This window comes from Paraburkholderia sp. RL17-368-BIF-A (assembly GCF_046054045.1).
Classification (GTDB): domain Bacteria; phylum Pseudomonadota; class Gammaproteobacteria; order Burkholderiales; family Burkholderiaceae; genus Paraburkholderia; species Paraburkholderia graminis.
In genome coordinates this window covers 469,534-486,712 of record NZ_JARESN010000003.1, presented here as the reverse complement: position 1 = coordinate 486,712, position 17,179 = coordinate 469,534, and the positions used below count along the sequence as shown (strand labels likewise).

The 17,179-nt window shown below is 63.6% G+C and carries 13 protein-coding genes and 1 tRNA gene; 9 read left to right on the top strand and 5 right to left on the bottom strand.

What is annotated here, in order from left to right; all coding sequences use genetic code 11:
* Positions 1–26 precede the first annotated feature (26 nt).
* On the top strand, positions 27–854 hold the full coding sequence (locus tag P0D87_RS08115; protein WP_053858453.1) for a competence/damage-inducible protein A: 828 nt from the start codon (positions 27–29) through the stop codon (positions 852–854).
* 190 nt (positions 855–1,044) lie between these two features.
* Here P0D87_RS08115 and P0D87_RS08110 read toward each other — a convergent pair whose 3' ends face one another.
* Complete coding sequence (locus P0D87_RS08110) at positions 1,045–1,509, bottom strand: rhodanese-like domain-containing protein (RefSeq protein WP_006051242.1); 465 nt, start codon at positions 1,507–1,509, stop codon at positions 1,045–1,047.
* Between the two features lie 439 nt (positions 1,510–1,948).
* Between P0D87_RS08110 and glnA the strand changes: the two genes are divergently transcribed.
* From glnA to P0D87_RS08090, 4 genes are all read left to right on the top strand, one after another.
* Positions 1,949–3,364: a type I glutamate--ammonia ligase gene (gene glnA, locus P0D87_RS08105; RefSeq protein WP_006051243.1), complete on the top strand. Its 1,416-nt coding sequence runs from the start codon at positions 1,949–1,951 to the stop codon at positions 3,362–3,364.
* Between the two features lie 143 nt (positions 3,365–3,507).
* Positions 3,508–4,650, top strand: coding sequence for a nitrogen regulation protein NR(II) (gene glnL, locus P0D87_RS08100; protein ID WP_006051244.1), 1,143 nt, complete (start codon positions 3,508–3,510; stop codon positions 4,648–4,650).
* Positions 4,651–4,697: 47 nt separating this feature from the next.
* A complete protein-coding gene (gene ntrC / locus P0D87_RS08095) occupies positions 4,698–6,215 on the top strand; it encodes a nitrogen regulation protein NR(I) (protein ID WP_029967520.1) in 1,518 nt (505 codons plus the stop codon).
* A gap of 168 nt (positions 6,216–6,383) precedes the next feature.
* Entirely contained in the window at positions 6,384–8,525 is a 2,142-nt protein-coding gene (locus tag P0D87_RS08090) for a prolyl oligopeptidase family serine peptidase (RefSeq protein WP_053858452.1), read from the top strand.
* Between the two features lie 37 nt (positions 8,526–8,562).
* Here P0D87_RS08090 and xth read toward each other — a convergent pair whose 3' ends face one another.
* The gene (gene xth, locus P0D87_RS08085) at positions 8,563–9,339 is read right to left on the bottom strand and encodes an exodeoxyribonuclease III (protein ID WP_053858451.1); all 777 of its coding nucleotides are present in this window, start codon (positions 9,337–9,339) and stop codon (positions 8,563–8,565) included.
* A 210-nt stretch (positions 9,340–9,549) separates the two neighbouring features.
* Here xth and P0D87_RS08080 point away from each other — a divergent pair, with 210 nt between their 5' ends.
* Both P0D87_RS08080 and P0D87_RS08075 read left to right on the top strand, forming a co-directional pair.
* Positions 9,550–9,837 carry a hypothetical protein gene (locus P0D87_RS08080; protein ID WP_006051248.1) on the top strand — a complete coding sequence of 96 codons (288 nt, stop codon included), beginning with the start codon at positions 9,550–9,552 and terminating at the stop codon, positions 9,835–9,837.
* Between the two features lie 101 nt (positions 9,838–9,938).
* A tRNA-Met gene (locus P0D87_RS08075) sits at positions 9,939–10,015 on the top strand.
* 72 nt (positions 10,016–10,087) lie between these two features.
* Here P0D87_RS08075 and P0D87_RS08070 read toward each other — a convergent pair.
* Positions 10,088–10,786, bottom strand: a complete 699-nt coding sequence (locus tag P0D87_RS08070) for an aspartate/glutamate racemase family protein (protein WP_053858450.1) — start codon at positions 10,784–10,786, stop codon at positions 10,088–10,090.
* A gap of 200 nt (positions 10,787–10,986) precedes the next feature.
* On the opposite strand from P0D87_RS08070, the gene P0D87_RS08065 reads away from it, so the two are divergent.
* Positions 10,987–12,279, top strand: coding sequence for an amidohydrolase family protein (locus P0D87_RS08065; RefSeq protein WP_053858449.1), 1,293 nt, complete (start codon positions 10,987–10,989; stop codon positions 12,277–12,279).
* A gap of 86 nt (positions 12,280–12,365) precedes the next feature.
* Here P0D87_RS08065 and P0D87_RS08060 read toward each other — a convergent pair whose 3' ends face one another.
* Positions 12,366–14,474, bottom strand: coding sequence for a M3 family metallopeptidase (locus P0D87_RS08060; protein WP_053858448.1), 2,109 nt, complete (start codon positions 14,472–14,474; stop codon positions 12,366–12,368).
* 278 nt (positions 14,475–14,752) lie between these two features.
* Here P0D87_RS08060 and P0D87_RS08055 point away from each other — a divergent pair, with 278 nt between their 5' ends.
* The gene (locus P0D87_RS08055; protein WP_053858447.1) at positions 14,753–15,907 is read left to right on the top strand and encodes an acyltransferase family protein; all 1,155 of its coding nucleotides are present in this window, start codon (positions 14,753–14,755) and stop codon (positions 15,905–15,907) included.
* Between the two features lie 208 nt (positions 15,908–16,115).
* Here the strand turns inward: P0D87_RS08055 and folD are convergent, their stop codons facing one another.
* Positions 16,116–16,976 carry a bifunctional methylenetetrahydrofolate dehydrogenase/methenyltetrahydrofolate cyclohydrolase FolD gene (gene folD / locus P0D87_RS08050; RefSeq protein WP_006051253.1) on the bottom strand — a complete coding sequence of 287 codons (861 nt, stop codon included), beginning with the start codon at positions 16,974–16,976 and terminating at the stop codon, positions 16,116–16,118.
* Between the last annotated feature and the right edge of the window lie 203 nt (positions 16,977–17,179).

Genomic DNA, 17,179 nt, shown 5'->3' with positions numbered 1-17,179 from the left:
CGAACGAGATAACCAAAGAGGCGGCAATGGCATTTGGCGTCATCATCATCGGCGATGAAATCCTGTCGGGCAGGCGCGTCGACAAGCATTTGCCGAAAGTCATCGAACTGCTCGGCGCGCGCGGCTTGTCGCTTGGCTGGGCGGAGTACATCGGCGACGACCCGCAGCGCATCACGGCCACGCTGCGGCGTACTTTCGAATCGGGCGACATCGTGTTTTCGACGGGCGGCATCGGCGCGACGCCGGACGACCACACGCGTCAATGCGCGGCGGCCGCGCTCGGCGTGCCGCTGCAACTGCATCCGGAAGCGCAGAAGCTGATTCAGGAGCGCATCCGCGACATGTACCCGGCAACGGCCGCGACGCCGCTCGACCTGAACTCGCCGGAGAATCTGCATCGTCTGAATATGGGCACGTATCCGCAAGGCGCGGCGATCATTCCGAACGGCTACAACAAGATTCCGGGCTTCTCGATCCGCGAGCACTATTTCGTGCCGGGCTTTCCGGTCATGGCCTGGCCGATGATCGAATGGGTGTTGGACACGCACTACGCGCATCTGCATCACGCGATGCCGCACGCGGAAAAATCGCTGCTCGTGTTCGAGTTGCCCGAGTCGCGTTTAACGCCGCTGATGGAGAAGATCGAGCACGACTTCCCCGGCGTGCGCGTGTTCAGTCTGCCGAGCGTGGGCGACGCCGAGCGTGGCGGCGTCTATGCGCGGCATCACATCGATCTCGGCGTGAAGGGCGAGCCGGAAGCGGTGGCGGCGGCGTTCGTCAAGCTACGCGAGGGCGTGCATCTGCTTGGCGGCGATATTGTCGAGCACGAGGCGGCGGGAAAGCCTCGTGCGTGATGTCTGCCTTGTTGACGCGCGATTCAACGGTGAGGCGTGCGCGAGTGGCCGGCTAATAGCGGCGATAGTAGCGGGCTAGCGGTCGGTTCGCGACCGGCTGGCTCCCGACCGGCGGTTCACAGGCCCGCAGTTCTGTACCGGACGCTTTACTCCCCGCTTCAATACGCCGCTCCAGCGCCCTCACGCACCCTCACGCGCCAATCCACGGCAAGCCGCGGAAGCACCAGCCCGACACCGTCTTGCGATGTCCCTGGCCGTCCTTGTCGCCTTCGAAGCCTTCCAGCAGGTCATAAGCCTTCGTGAAGCCCGCCTGCGCCGCGGCGATCGCCGCGAGCTTGGAGCGCGCGGCGCTGCGGCACAAAAACAGCACCGGCGTATCGGGCGACGCCACGTCGCTCAACTGATGCAGGAATTCCTGATTCGGCACGGCGCCCGGATAGCGCGTCCATTCGACGTGCGCATACTGTCCGTCGCCGATCACGGGCCGGCCGACCCAGTCGAGTTCGGCGCGCGTGCGCACATCGACGAGACGCGCGCCCGTGTCGAGCTGCAGCAGTTCGAACGCCTCGGCCGGCGACAGCGCGCCGGCGTAAGGCAACTGGCTTTCGGTGCGGCGTTTGTCCGCCTGCGCATACAACTGTTCGAGGGTAGTCATGCGTTGGTCTCCTTGATCAAGTGACCATTCTAGCGCGGCGCTTTGGGCCCGCGCGGGCGCTGGACGACCTGCAATCCGAGGCGATGCGCACGCTGCAACCGCTCGCCCTTAAATGGTGCAAAATGCCGCATATGCACCAAACTCGTTCCGCGACAGCGGCCACTCCGCACCCGCGCCTCATTTTGGTGCTAACGAAAACCATCGAATTTTAGGGCTGCATATCCCCCGGTGCGCGAATTCCCCGCCGACGCGCGCACTGTCAGCACGCGCGCCGTCTTGGCGCATACATGGCACAGTTGCTGCTTTAGTCAGGCCGATCGATCAGCAACGGCTAATTTTCACATTCGCTCTTCACAATTGAGGGTGGACGCGCCGGGACGGGTCAGCTAGATTGGGCGGCGGCTGAAATCCGCCGAATTCGTTAATCAGGAGATAGGTTATGAGTAAATCCGTGGCCGACGTCGTTCAACTCGTCAAAGACGAAGACGTCAAGTTTGTCGACTTCCGTTTCACCGACACGCGCGGCAAAGAGCAACACGTTTCGGTGCCGGTGTCGGCATTCGATGAAGACAAGTTCGAAAGCGGCCATGCGTTTGACGGTTCGTCGATTGCCGGTTGGAAGGGCATCGAAGCATCGGACATGTTGCTGGTCCCGGACGCGAACACCGCCTTCATCGACCCGTTCTATGAAGAGTCCACGCTCGTTCTGACCTGCGACGTCGTCGAACCGGCTGACGGCAAGGGCTACGAACGCGACCCGCGTTCGCTGGCAAAGCGCGCCGAAGCCTATCTGAAGAGCTCGGGTCTCGGCGACACGGCATTCTTCGGTCCGGAACCGGAATTCTTCATTTTCGACTCGGTCCGGTGGAACACGGACCAGTCGGGCTGCTTCGTCAAGATCGGTTCGGAAGAAGCACCGTGGTCGTCGTCGAAGGAATTCGAAGGCGGCAACACCGGCCACCGTCCGGGCACGAAGGGCGGCTATTTTCCGGTCGCTCCGGTCGACACGTTCCAGGACATCCGCTCGGAAATGTGTCTGCTGCTCGAACAGATCGGCATTCCGGTCGAAGTGCACCACCACGAAGTCGCGGGCCAGGGCCAGAATGAAATCGGCACCAAGTTCTCGACGCTCGTGCAACGCGCCGACTGGCTGCAGCAGATGAAGTACATCATCCAGAACGTCGCGCACACGTACGGCAAGACGGCTACGTTCATGCCGAAGCCGATCGTCGGCGATAACGGTTCGGGCATGCACGTTCACCAGTCGATCTGGAAGGACGGCCAGAACCTGTTCGCGGGCAACGGCTACGCAGGTCTGTCGGAATTCGCGCTGTTCTACATCGGCGGCATCATCAAGCATGCTCGCGCGCTGAACGCGATCACGAACCCGTCGACGAACTCGTACAAGCGTCTCGTGCCGCACTTCGAAGCACCGGTGAAGCTGGCTTACTCGGCGCGCAACCGTTCGGCGTCGATCCGCATTCCGCACGTGTCGAACCCGAAGGGCCGCCGCATCGAAACGCGTTTCCCGGACCCGATGGCGAATCCGTACCTGTGCTTCTCCGCGCTGATGATGGCGGGTCTGGACGGCGTGCAGAACAAGATTCATCCGGGCGAAGCTGCCGACAAGAACCTGTACGACCTGCCGCCGGAAGAGGATGCAAAGATCCCGACCGTGTGTGCCGGCCTCGACCAGGCTCTGGACGCGCTCGACGGCGACCGCGAGTTCCTGACGCGCGGCGGCGTGTTCACGGATTCGATGCTCGACGCGTACATCGAACTGAAGACGAACGAGCTGCAGCGTTATCGTCAGTCGGTGCACCCGATCGAATTCGAAATGTACTACTCGCTGTAAGCGGCAATGGCGCTTCGCCCGTCGAATGGCGAAGCGCTTTGTCCGACGCTCGCGATCGGTCACGAAGGGACGGCGGCGCCGTCCCTTTTTCATTCGACCGGACGCAGCGGTTTGCCACCATCTCCTATCGGCCAGACTGCAAGATGGTTCTAAAGAATCTGATCAAGGCGAGAAAAGGGCACGTCGACACGCTGTCCGACGACGCACAGCTCGTCGCGTCCGGACTGTTGCCGGGCTTCGAGGCGTTGCCCACCGTCGTGCTGATACTCGAGAAGCGCACGCTGCGCGTCGCGTTTGCGAACCCGTCGGCGGAGTCGATGCTCGAGCTTTCGCGCCGGCAACTCACGCAGATGGCGTGGCCTGACATCTTCTCGAATGCCGACGAACTCGTCGCCACCATCACGTCGATCGCCGCTCACCGTTTTCACGCGACGCATCTCGATGCCGTGCTCGAGCGGCCCGCTCACGAGCCGCTGCATGTGCACGCGATCGTCGGCTTTCTGGAAAGCGCGCAAGACTACGTGCTGCTCGAACTGTTCGAGAACGAGCGGCATTTGCGCAGCGACCGCGAGGAGCGCATCAACGACCTCACGGCCGTCAACAAACAGTTGATCCGCAATCTCGCGCACGAAATCAAGAACCCGCTCGGCGGGATTCGCGGCGCGGCGCAACTGCTCGAATTCGAACTGGGCGAGCGTCAGCGCGACGAGTTGCGCGAGTACACGCAGGTCATCATCAAGGAATCGGACCGGCTGCAAACGCTGGTCGACCGGTTGCTCGAGCCGCACCGGCATCCGCATATTGTCGGCGACGTGAATATTCACGAAGTGTGCGAGCGCGTGCGTCAGGTGATTCTCGCGGAGTTTCCGCGCGGCCTCACGATCGAGCGCGATTACGACGTCAGCGTGCCGGACCTGCGCGGCGACAAGGAGCAACTGATCCAGGCGCTTCTGAACATCGTGCGCAATGCGGCAGAGGCATTGCGCGAACGCATCTCGCAAGGCGACGCGCGCATCGAATTGCGCACGCGCATTGCACGCAAGATCACGGTGTCGAAACGCTTATGTAAGCTGGCACTGGACTTGCATATCATCGACAACGGCCCCGGCATTCCCGAGGACATTCGTGACCGCATCTTCTATCCGCTCGTATCGGGGCGCGAGGACGGCAGCGGTCTCGGTCTGACGCTCGCGCAGACGTTCGTGCAACAACACGACGGTCTGATCGAAGTGGAAAGCCGGCCCGGCCACACCGAGTTTCAGATTCTGCTGCCGCTCGACTACTGACACGCCTTCGCACACCGCAGGCATCTCAAGACTTCTGACAGACCTATATGAAGCCGATCTGGATAGTAGACGACGATCAATCGATTCGCTGGGTGCTTGAAAAAGCGCTCGCTCGCGAAAACTTCGCGACGCGCAGCTTCGCGAATGTGCGCGAGGCGTCGGCGGCGCTCGATCACGAAAGCCCGCAGGTGCTGGTGTCCGACATCCGGATGCCGGGCGGCTCGGGCCTCGAATTGCTGCAAACCGTGCGCGACAAGGTGCCGGGCTTGCCGGTCATCATCATGACGGCGTTCTCCGATCTGGACAGCGCGGTCGCCGCGTTCCAGGGCGGCGCGTTCGAGTATCTCGCGAAGCCGTTCGACATCGACAAGGCGGTCGAACTGATCCGCCGCGCGGTGGACGAGAGCATGCGCGGGGAACAGACGTGGGACGACCGCGTTGCCGATGCACCCGAAATGCTCGGCCAGGCGCCCGCGATGCAGGACATGTTTCGCGCGATCGGACGTTTGTCCCATTCGGCGGCAACCGTGCTCATTACCGGCGAATCGGGCACCGGAAAGGAACTGGTCGCGCGTGCGTTGCACCGGCATAGCCCACGCGCGAACGGTCCCTTCATTGCGCTGAACACCGCGGCGATTCCAAAAGATCTATTGGAATCCGAACTATTCGGCCATGAGCGCGGCGCCTTCACTGGCGCGCAGGCAATGCGCCAGGGCCGCTTCGAGCAGGCGGAAAACGGCACACTGTTTCTCGATGAAATCGGCGATATGCCGTTCGATTTACAGACGCGTCTGTTGCGTGTGCTCTCCGATGGCCAGTTCTATCGGGTCGGCGGCCACAATCCGCTGCGCGCCAACGTGCGCGTGATCGCGGCGACGCACCAGAATCTGGAATCGCGCGTACGTCAGGGGCTTTTCCGCGAGGACTTGTATCACCGGCTCAACGTGATTCGCCTGCGTTTGCCCGCGTTGCGCGAGCGCAGCGAAGACATTCCGCTGCTCACCCGGCATTTTCTGCAGAAGAGCGCGCGCGATCTGGGCGTCGAGCCGAAGCGCGTATCGGAAGAGGCGCTCGCTTATCTGGCTTCGCTGCCGTTTCCGGGCAATGTGCGGCAGTTGGAGAATCTCGCTAACTGGCTCACGGTGATGGCGCCCGCGCAGACCATCGAGATCAAGGACTTGCCGCCGGATCTCGGTCCCGCGCAGGCCGGCGCGACGGATCTTACGACGGGCGGGGGCGGCAGTCCGATCGGTAGCGCGGACGCGAGCCTCGCGGCCACGGCGCCGATCAATGGCGGAAGCGTGGCGACGCATGCGGGCATGCCGGGCGGCCTGCCGGTTGCCACGGTCAGCGCATGGGAAGGCGGCTTGCGCACGGAAGTCGCACGCTTGCTGCGCGAGAATTCCGCCGACGTGATGGACGAACTCGCACGCCGTTTCGAAGCGGCGGTGATTCGCGAGGCGCTCGACTTCACGCGCGGTCGCAAGGTCGAGGCGGCGGAGCGGCTCGGCATCGGACGCAATACGATTACGCGCAAGATTCAGGAGCTCAATCTCGAGCCTTGATTCGATGACCGCACGGCATGTGTGAAGGCGGCGGGCGGCGGCATGGATCTCGCGTCCGGCCGCCGCTTGCGCCTTTATCCGACATCCAGACATTGAACCGCCGCGCAAACACCGCCGCTTCTCGCGCGGCAGGGCATAATCAACGCTGTTTTTATCCGACAGCTCACGATGCCTCCTGCCTCTTCCGCTAGTTCTCCCTGGCCGTTTTCCACCGATCCGTTCCTGTGGCTTGAAGCGCTCGACGACCCCGAAGCACTCGCGTGGGTCGACGAGCAGAACGCCCGCACCCGCGCCGCGTGGTGCAGCGGTGAGCGACTCGACACGCTCACACAATGGCTCGCCGATGCATATCTGCCGCGCGAACGCCCCGTCATTCCCACTCGATGGAAAGAGTGGGCGTACGACCTGTGGCAGGACGACCGCAATCCCAAAGGGCTGTGGCGGCGCACCACGTGGGCGGCGTGGCGCGGCGGTAAGCCTGAGTGGCAGAACCTGATCGACTTCGACGCGCTAGGGGAAGCCGAAGGCACGCCGTGGGTCTGCGTCGAGTTCGACATTCTTTACCCGGATGGCGATCGCGCGTTGATCACCATGTCGCCAGGCGGGTCGGACGCGGTCGTCGTGCGCGAGTTCGACATCGACGCGCGACGCCTCGTCGACGACGGTTTTGTGATCGCGAAGGCGGGCAAGCATGCGGCGTCGTGGATCGACCGCGATACGCTTTACGTCGGCTGGGACAATGGGAGCGAGAGCCTGACGCGCTCCGGCTATCCGCGCGAAGCGCGGCGCTGGACGCGCGGCACGGCGCTCGCCGACGCGCCCGTGGTGTTCGAGGGCGCGTATGACGACATCGGCGTGCAAGCGCACTACGATCCGGTGGAAAAGCGTCACACGGTCGTGAGCAGCGTCGATTTCTTCGACTCGCACAGGTACTACCTCGACGCGGCGAACGGCGTCCCGCTTGCCGCCGATGCGTGGCGTCGTTACGACGTGCCCTCGCATGTCGCGGTGGGCGGCTGGAACGGCTGGCTGCTGCTCGAGCCGCGCCTCGACTGGCATTACGATGAGGTGATGTATCCGGGCGGCGCGCTGCTGGCGATCCGTGAAGACGCGTTCCTGCGCGGCGAGCGCGAGGTCACGCCGTTGTTCATCCCGACTTCGCAGACGTCCGCCTGCGAATGGACGCACACGCGCAACCAGCTCATCGTGTCGTATCTGGAAGACGTGCAGAACAAGACCTTGCTGTTCACGCCGATGCAATCCGCCGATCACACATGGCAGTGGCAACAGCGTGTCTTCCCGTCGCACGGCGAGGGGCAGGCCGACGTCTCGCCGGTGGAGTCGACGTTGAACGACGAAGTGTTCGTCGATACCGACGACTATCTGCAGCCGCCCGCGTACTGGCTCGCCGATCTTGCGCGCGACGATCTCACCGCGTGGGAGTTGGTCCACCGCTGGCCGACGCAGTTCGACGCGACGCGCTATGTGGTGACGCGCGGCGACGCCGTTTCCGCGGACGGCACGCGCGTGCCGTACACGGTGATCGGACCGCGCGACGCGCAAGCTGGCGGGGACGTGGATCATGCGGATCGCGCCGAACAGCCTGTCACGCGGCCGTGTCTGCTGACCGGCTATGGCGGCTTCGCGATTCCGTTATTGCCGAGCTATCTCGCGGGGCAGGGCATCGGCTGGCTCGAGCGCGGCGGCGTGTACGTGGTCGCGCACATTCGCGGCGGCGGCGAGTTCGGCACGCCTTGGCACACGGCGGCGCAGACCGAGCATCGGCAACGCGCTTTCGACGATTTCATCGCGGTGGCCGAAGCGCTCGTCGCAAGCGGCGTGACGAGCGCCGCGCAGCTCGGCATTCAGGGCGGCAGCAACGGCGGCCTTTTGGTGGCGGCGTGCATGGTGCAGCGCCCGGAACTGTTCGGCGCGGTGGTCTGCGAAGTGCCGCTGCTCGACATGAGCCGCTATCACCTGCTGCATGCCGGCGCGTCGTGGATCGACGAATACGGCGATCCCGACGATCCCGCCGACGCGCGGGTGCTCGCCGCCTACTCGCCGTATCACCGCGTGACGGCGGGCGTGAAGTATCCGCCGGTGATGTTCACGACGTCGACCGCCGACGACCGCGTGCATCCCGGCCATGCCCGCAAGATGGCGGCGCGCATGCAGGCGCTTGGCGTGGATAACGTGTGGTATCGCGAGAATACGGAGGGCGGTCACGGCGGCTCCGACGAACTGGAGCAGGCCGAGCACGACGCGATGGTGTTCGAGTTTTTGTGGGGAACGCTGGCGGTTTCGGCTTGAGCGCGTGTGCGAATGCGAATGCGTCGGGGCGCCTCTATCAACCTAGTTGCGCAACGACCGGCGCGTGGTCCGACGGCTGGTCCCATTTGCGCGGCACCTTGTCGACCTCGCACGAAGCGCACGTTTCGGCCAGCGCCTTCGACAGCAGAATATGGTCGATGCGCAGACCCGCGTTGCGGCGGAAAGCCATCATCCGGTAGTCCCACCACGAATAGATTTTTTCCGGCTGCTCGAACCGACGGAATGCATCGACGAGACCGAGTTCGATCAGCCGTACGAACTCCGCGCGTTCTTCCGGCGACACCAGGTTTTGACCTTCCCAAGCCTTCGGATCGTGCACGTCGCGGTCGTCGGGTGCGATGTTGTAATCGCCGAGCAGCGCGAGCTTCGGATACAGCGCCATCTCGCTTTTGACCCAGTCGTGCAGCGCGGCAAGCCAGCGCAGCTTGTACGCGAACTTGTCGGTACCGGGCGCCTGGCCGTTCGGAAAATAGGCGGAAATAATGCGCACGCCCTCGACGGTCGCCGCGACCACGCGCTGCTGCAAGTCATCAAAGCCCGGAATGTTTCGCACGACGCTCGCTTCGTCGACGTTGAGCCCCGCGCGCACCAGAATGCCGACGCCGTTGTACGTCTTCTGGCCCGCGAACCAGCTCCGGTAGCCTTTCTCTTCGAGTTCCGCGCGCGGAAACTTTTCGTCGGGCAGCTTCAGTTCCTGAAGGCACAGTACGTCGGTGCCGCTGGTTTCGAGCCAGTCGATCACGTGCTGCTGGCGGACTTTGAGTGAGTTGACGTTCCAGGTGGCGATTTTCACGGGAGATTCTCAAGCTGAATGGCGCAGGAGCCGTAGCTTACCAGCGCCCGCGCGAAGGCGACGATTTTCGCTGCGCTCACACCCGTACTCACGCCCACACCGCGCCTCGTGCATCGAAAATAAAAAGCCGATGCGCGCCGCGCGCAGCGTATAGTGGGGTGATATTCACAGTTCGACTCACTCAGGCACCGGCGTGCACCGGAGGGCATCATGGCTCAGGCTTATCCAGATCTTTATAAGGACTTCGAAGTGCATCCGCTGGTTTTCTCGCGGGCGTTCGACAAATTCGACGGTCACAAGCGGCATGCGGAAGGCTACGACGTCGCGGTGCGCGTCTGCCGTCCGGGTGCCATTAGCGGTTCGAAGGCGAGCCGTGTGTTTCGTCTCGTGCTGCCCGCCACGTTCTCGGACTTCGGCGTTGCAAAACGCAGCGCGAGTCAGTACGGCGCGGATATTATCGACGGCAAGATCGAGGGCGCGACGGTTCAGGACCTGTGATTCGCGGTGCGGATTTTGCGCGTCGAATGGCATGCCGACACCGTTAGTCGAAGCAATAGTTTGACGTTTTGCCGACGCCCCTATATACTCTTTTTCTCTGACGCGGGGTGGAGCAGTCTGGCAGCTCGTCGGGCTCATAACCCGAAGGTCGTAGGTTCAAATCCTACCCCCGCAACCAGGCATTATTGAAAGCCCGCTGGCGCAAGCCACGCGGGCTTTTTCATTTGCTGTCAGTCACCCGCAATCGCCTTCATTCGCCCCCAATCGCCCACTCCACCGCCGCTTGCGCATGCAACGCCGTCGTATCGAACACGGGCAGCACAGAATCTTCCGCCTTGATCAGCAACGTGATCTCGGTGCAGCCGAGAATTACCGCCTGCGCGCCGCGCGCGGCCAGCGATTCGATCACACCTTGATATGTCGTGCGCGATTCGCTCTTCACGTTGCCGTGACACAGCTCGTCGTAGATGATGCGGTGCACGTCCGCGCGTTGCGCTTCTTCCGGCACCAGCGTTTCAAGGCCGTAGCGCTCGCGCAGCCGTCCCGTGTAAAAGGTCTGCTCCATCGTATAGCGCGTGCCGAGCAAACCGACTCGTTCGACGCCCGCCGCGCGCAGCGCGTTGCCGGTCGGATCGGCGATATGCAGGAACGGCACATGAATGGCGCGCTCGATCGACTCATACACGCGATGCATCGTGTTGGTCGCAAGCATCACGAGCCCGGCGCCGCCGCGTTCGAGTTGACGCGCCGCATCGGCCATCTGTTCGCCGAGCGCGTGCCAGTCGCCCGCCCGCTGATTCGCTTCGATGGGCGCGAAGTCCACTGTCAGCATCAGGCTGCGCGCGTTGTGATGACCGCCGAGGCGCGCCTTCGCGTGGCGGTTGATCAGCCTGTAATACTCGGCGGAAGATTCCCAGCTCATGCCGCCGATCACACCTATCGTCTTCATCCGCACGCTCCTCAATGAACAACGCCATAACGTGAACCGAGTATAGGTGCGCCGTGCCGCGCGTTGCCGGTACGGATTGCTCGCGGCCGGCCGGTACGGGAATCCCAATTTAAGCGCGTACAAAACCGGCGCGGCCTTTCTGACGCCGATAGAATCGTCATGAATCACGACGCGAACGCCGACACAAAAAGGAGCGAGATATGGACCTGATCATCCGCCGCGCGATGCTGCCGCCACGCGTCGCGCCGCAAGCGAAGCACGCGGTCGACATCGGCATCGAAGCGGGGCGCATTGTCGCGGTCGAAGCGAATCTGGCCGCCGTCGCGCGCGACGAAATCGACGCGGCCGGCTCGCTCGTCACGCCGCCTTTCGTCGATCCGCATTTCCATATGGACGCAACGCTGTCCTATGGTTTGCCGCGCGTGAACGCGTCGGGCACGCTGCTCGAAGGCATCGCGCTGTGGGGCGAACTCAAGCCGCATCTCACGCAGGAGGCGCTGATCGAACGCGCGATGCAGTACTGCGACTGGGCGGTTGCGCGCGGGCTGCTGGCGATCCGCAGTCACGTCGATGTGTGCGATCCGCGTCTGCTCGCCGTCGAGGCGCTCGTCGAAGTGAAGCGCCGTGTCGCGCCGTATCTGGACCTGCAACTCGTCGCGTTTCCGCAAGACGGCGTACTGCGCAGTGCCGGCGCTTTCGAAAACCTGAAGCGGTCGATTGCAATGGGCGTCGACGTGGTCGGCGGCATTCCGCATTTCGAACGCACGATGGCCGACGGCGCGCAATCCGTGCGCATGTTGTGCGAGTACGCGGCCGAGCAGGGCTTGCGCGTGGACATGCACTGCGACGAATCGGACGATCCGATGTCGCGCCACATCGAAACGCTCGCCGCCGAAACGCAGCGCCTCGGCTTGCATGGGCGCGTCACCGGTTCGCATCTCACGTCGATGCATTCGATGGACAACTACTACGTGAGCAAGCTGTTGCCGCTGATGCGCGAGTCGGGTGTATCGGCGATTGCCAATCCGCTCATCAACATCACGTTGCAGGGACGCAGCGACACGTATCCGAAGCGGCGCGGCATGACGCGCGTGCCGGAGATGATGGCGGCGGGCATCAACGTCGCGTTCGGCCACGATTGCGTGATGGACCCGTGGTACAGCCTCGGCTCGGGCGACATGCTCGAAGTCGCGCACATGGGCTTGCACGTCGCGCAGATGACGGGCGTCGAAGGCATGCACGCGTGCTTCGACGCGGTCACGGTGAACGGCGCGCGCATTCTCGGTCTGGAAGACTACGGTGTCGCGCCGGGCTGCGCCGCCAACCTCGTGCTGCTCGACGCGCGCGATCCGGTGGAAGCGATCCGCCTGCGTGCGGCGCGGCTGGCGGTGATCAGCCGCGGCAAGGTGGTGAGCCGCGCACCGGCGGCGCGCGCGGCGTTGTCGCTCGACGGACGGCCTTCGGAAGTGGATTTCAAGCTGCATCGCGACTGACCTGACCGCCGTACGCAGCCAGCAAAAAAGCCGGTGTCCGCATTGTGCGGAACACCGGCTTTTCATCGCATCACAACACCATTCATTCAGTGCGCGGCGGCAGGCGTCATGCCGTTATGCCGCAGCAGCGCGTCGATGTTCGGCTCGCGTCCGCGGAACGCCTTGAACGATTCCATCGCCGGGCGGCTGCCGCCCACTTCCAGAATCTCCTTGCGATAGCGCATGCCGGTTGCCTGATCGAGCACACTGCCGCTCGCCGATTGCGCGGCTTCCTCGAATGCCGCATACGCGTCGGCGGACAGCACCTCGGCCCACTTGTAGCTGTAGTAGCCCGCCGCATAACCGCCCGCGAAAACGTGGCTGAACGTGTTCGGCCAACGCGAGAAGGGCGCTTGCGGCACGACATGAAAGCGCTCGTTGATCTCGCTCGCGAGTTGCGTCGCGTTCTTCGTGCCGGTTGCGTCGAAGCCGGTATGCAACTGCATATCGAACATCGAGAACACGATCTGCCGCAACGTGCCGAGCCCGCTCTGGAAATTCTTCGCGGCAAGCATCTTGTCGAACAGTTCGCGCGGCAGCGGCTGCGCCGTTTCGACGTGCGAGGTCATGTCTGAGAGCACGTCCCACTCCCAGCAGAAGTTCTCCATGAATTGCGACGGCAGTTCGACCGCATCCCACTCGACGCCGTTGATGCCGGACACGCCGAGTTCGTCCACGCGCGTCAGCATGTGATGCAGCCCGTGCCCAAACTCGTGGAAGAGCGTGATGACTTCGTCGTGCGTGAAGCATGCAGGCTTGCCGCCGACCGGCGCCGAAAAGTTGCAGGTCAGATATGCGACCGGCGTTTGCACGCCGCCGTGCGTATGCTTGTGACGGCCGCGCGCGTCGTCCATCCAGGCGCCGCCGCGTTTGCCTTCGCGTGCGTACAGGTCGAGGTAGAACTGCGCGACGAGGCCGCCGTCCTGGTTCTCGACGCGGAAAAAGCGCACGTCCGGATGCCACACGGCGGCTTCGTCGCGGCGGATACGCACGCCGAACAAAGTCTCGGTGACTTTAAAAAGGCCCTTGAAAACAGCGTCTTCCGGGAAATACTGCTTCACTTCGTTCTCAGAAAACGAATAGCGCTTCTGACGCAGGCGCTCGGCCGCAAACGTCATGTCCCACGGTTGCAGGTCGCTCAGGCCGAGTTCATTCGCCGCGAATTCGCGCAGTTCCTTCCAGTCCTGCTCCGCATGCGGACGCGCGCGCGTGGCGAGGTCCTCGAGGAAAGTCATGACCTGTTCCGGCGATTCCGCCATTTTCGGCGCGAGCGAGACTTCGGCGAAATTGTTGTAGCCGAGCATGTGCGCTTCTTCCGCGCGCAGTTTCAACTGCTCGGCGAGCACCGCCGTGTTGTCCCACTCGGGCTTGCCGTTGCCGTATTGCGGACCGAGTTCCGACGCGCGCGTCACATACGCGCGGTACATCGCCTCGCGCATCGGACGGTTCTCCGAGTACTGCATGACCGGGAAGTACGACGGGAAATGCAGCGTGAATTTGTAGCCGGTCTTGCCGTCGCGCTCAGCCGCTTCTTTCGCGGCTTCGATCACGTCTTCAGGCAGACCGGCGAGTGCCGCTTCGTTGCCGGCTTCGACGACATACGCATAAGCGTTCGTGGCATCGAGCACGTGATCGGAAAACGCCTTCGAGAGCGCCGCCTGCTTCTCCTGCAATTCGGCGAAATGCGGCTTCTGGTCCTCGGGCAATTCGGCGCCGGACAGACGGAAATCGCGCAGCGCGTTGCTGAGAATCTTCTGGCGCTCACTGCTGAGCGCGGCGAATTCGTCGCTTGCGTTCAGCGTCTTGTACTTCTCGTACAGCGCAAGATTCTGCCCGACGCTCGACCAGAACTCGGTCACGCGCGGCAGGTTTTCGCCATACACGGCACGCAGTTCGGGCGTATCGGCAACAGCGTTCAGGTGGCCGACGACGCTCCATGCGCGCGACAGCGGTTCGGTCGCGCGCTCGACGGGCTCGACGACATCGGCCCACGAAGCGGGTGTAACCGGCAAAGCGGCGCGCTCGACTGCGGCCGCTGCATCGGCGAGCAGCACATCGAGCGCGGGCGTGACGTGTTCGGGGCGGATTTCGCCAAAGCGCGGCAGGTCGGAGAAATCGAGGAGCGGGTTGTCGTGATTCGAGACGGTAGTGGACATGAGGCTTCCTGTCTGACGCGGGTGAACGGTTGATGACTAACGGTTACTTTAACCGGTGCTGGGCGGCGTGCGCGCGGCGGCGCCCCATCGCACCTGACATCCATAGTATTGGGGCAGGCATACAAATTACCAGATGTCGCGGCGCGCGGCGCTTCTGTGCGAAAGCGAACTGTGTCAAACGGCGCCGCGCCGCATGCTGATGCGTCCGTCGCTTGACTGCCGAGTGGCGGCTCAGCACTTCGGTTGACGCTTTCCGACGCTTTCCCCAAGAGGTATCGATGCACCCGCTTTCGCACGCTCTATCGCGCAACGGCAACAATTTCGACCTGGTGCGGCTTGTCGCCGCCGTGGCCGTCGTGTATGGCCATTCGTATCTGCTGCAGGCGCCGGACGGCTCGAGCGACTGGGTCCACAACGCGCTCGGTTTCGACGGCTTCGGCGCGCTCGGCGTCTATGCGTTCTTCCTGTTGAGCGGCATGCTCGTGACCGCGAGCTTCGACCGTCAACGCTCGGCGCCGCGCTTTGCGGTGCTGCGCATCGCGCGGCTGTGGCCGGCAGTGGCGCTCGGCTCGCTGGTGACGGTGTTCATCGTCGGGCCGTTGTTCACGACGCTGCCGCTGCGCGAGTATTTCAGTTCCGGCATGACGTGGTCGAACCTCGACAACTTTTCCACCATCGTGATGAATACCGGCTGGGCGCTGCCGGGCGTGTTCGAACACAACCGCTTTCCCGTCGACGTCAGCAGTCCGCTATGGACGCTTCCGCTGCAAGTGCGCTGCTATCTGATCGTGCTCGCGGCGGGCATGCTCGGTCTGCTGTCGAGCCCGCGCGGCGCATTGCTCGCGGCGGCGCTCGGCATTGCCGCCTTCGTGCTGCGCGTGCATTTGCCGCCGCATCTGACGCCGCATTCGCTGCCGCTCGTGCAGATCGGCTTGCGCGACTTCAGCGAGACGCCCGGCGGCTATTCGTTCTGGCCGGAGCCATTCTTCATGCTCGGCGTGCTGCTGTATGGATTGCGCGAGCGGATCGACATCCACGGTCTGATGGCGCTCGCGTTGACGATGGTTTTTCTGGTGTTTCGCGATACGGCGGGCGCGCAGCCGTTGTTCTATCTGGCTTTTGTGTATGGCGTGCTGTGGGTCGGCACGACGCCGCTGTTGCGGCGCTTCGTGCCGCGCCATGACTACTCGTACGGCATCTATCTGTATGGCTTCATGGTGCAGCAATGCGTGGCGAATATCGCGCCGCAATTGAGTCATGTGACGGCGGTGCTGATCGCCGCGCCGTTTATCGTGCTGTGCGCCGCGCTGTCGTGGCACTGCGTCGAACGGCCGGTGCTGATGTGGTGCCGCGCGCGCCTCGCGCGCCCGCATGCGGTGCGTGCCGACGCGCGGCCGGCCAGCGAGCGGGGCGCGCGCGAAACCGTCCGCTGACAGTCATGCAGCGAGCGTTGGATTCAAAGGGTGATGGAGTGAGACTGAAGCGCGAGGAGAGGCAGGTCGGGGACGCAGATGAGCGTGAGTCATAACGAGTCGGACAAAACCTCGACTCACGCCGATATGAAAGCAGCAGTCAAACCGGGGTTGCGTAGCGAGTTGAAAGCGCGGGGCTGGCAGTTGCCCAGCGCTTTCCTTTTTACCTTCAGGCCTTCTTCGCTGCCTCGCGCTCCGCGGCTTCAATCGTATTCACGAGCAGCATCGTGATGGTCATCGGACCGACGCCGCCCGGCACCGGCGTGATGTAGCCGGCCACTTCCTTGACGCCCGCGAAATCGACGTCGCCGCACAGCTTGCCGGCCTCGTCGCGATTCATGCCGACGTCGATCACCGCCGCGCCCGGCTTCACCATGTCGGCCGTGACGAGGTTGCGCAGGCCGGTGGCCGCGACCACGATGTCGGCGTTGCGCGTGTGCGCGGCGAGATCGCGCGTCTTGCTGTGGCAGATCGTGACCGTCGCGCCGGCTTCGAGCAACAGCAGCGCCATCGGCTTGCCGACGATGTTCGAGCGGCCGATCACCACCGCGTTCGCGCCTTGCAGCGGAATCTCATAGGCGGCGAGCATCTTCATCACGCCGTACGGCGTGCACGGACGGAACAACGGCTTGCCGGTCAGCAACGCGCCCGCATTGGCGACGTGAAAGCCGTCCACGTCCTTCTCCGGCGCGATCGCCTCGATCACCTTGTGGCTGTCGATATGCGGCGGCAGCGGCAACTGCACGAGAATGCCGTGGATCAGCGGGTCGCGATTGAGTTCGTCGATACGCTCGAGCAGTTCGGCTTCCGACAGATCCGCCGGATAACGGTCGAGCGACGAGCCCAGACCATTGTCGTGGCACGCCTTCACCTTGTTGCGCACGTAGACTTCGCTGGCCGGATTGTCGCCGACGAGCACGACAGCGAGCCCCGGCTGATGGCCGCGGGCGGTCAGCGCGGCGGCGCGTGCGGCGACGTCGGCGCGCAGTGTCTTGGAGAGGGCGAGGCCGTCGATCAGTTTGGCAGTCATGGTCGGTCGAGAGGGGCAGTATGGAAAGCGGAGCAGCGCGTGCCGCGCGCGATGGCGTTTTTCAGCAGCAACGGGTCGGCACATGAAAAGCGCGCGACGCTAATCGGAGATAGGCGTCGCTGCAAAGTCCGTCATTATACCGGCGTGCGCGCGGGCAAGCCGACGACGTCCGCGTTAGCGGACGGCTCGCGCCGAGGCGAGCA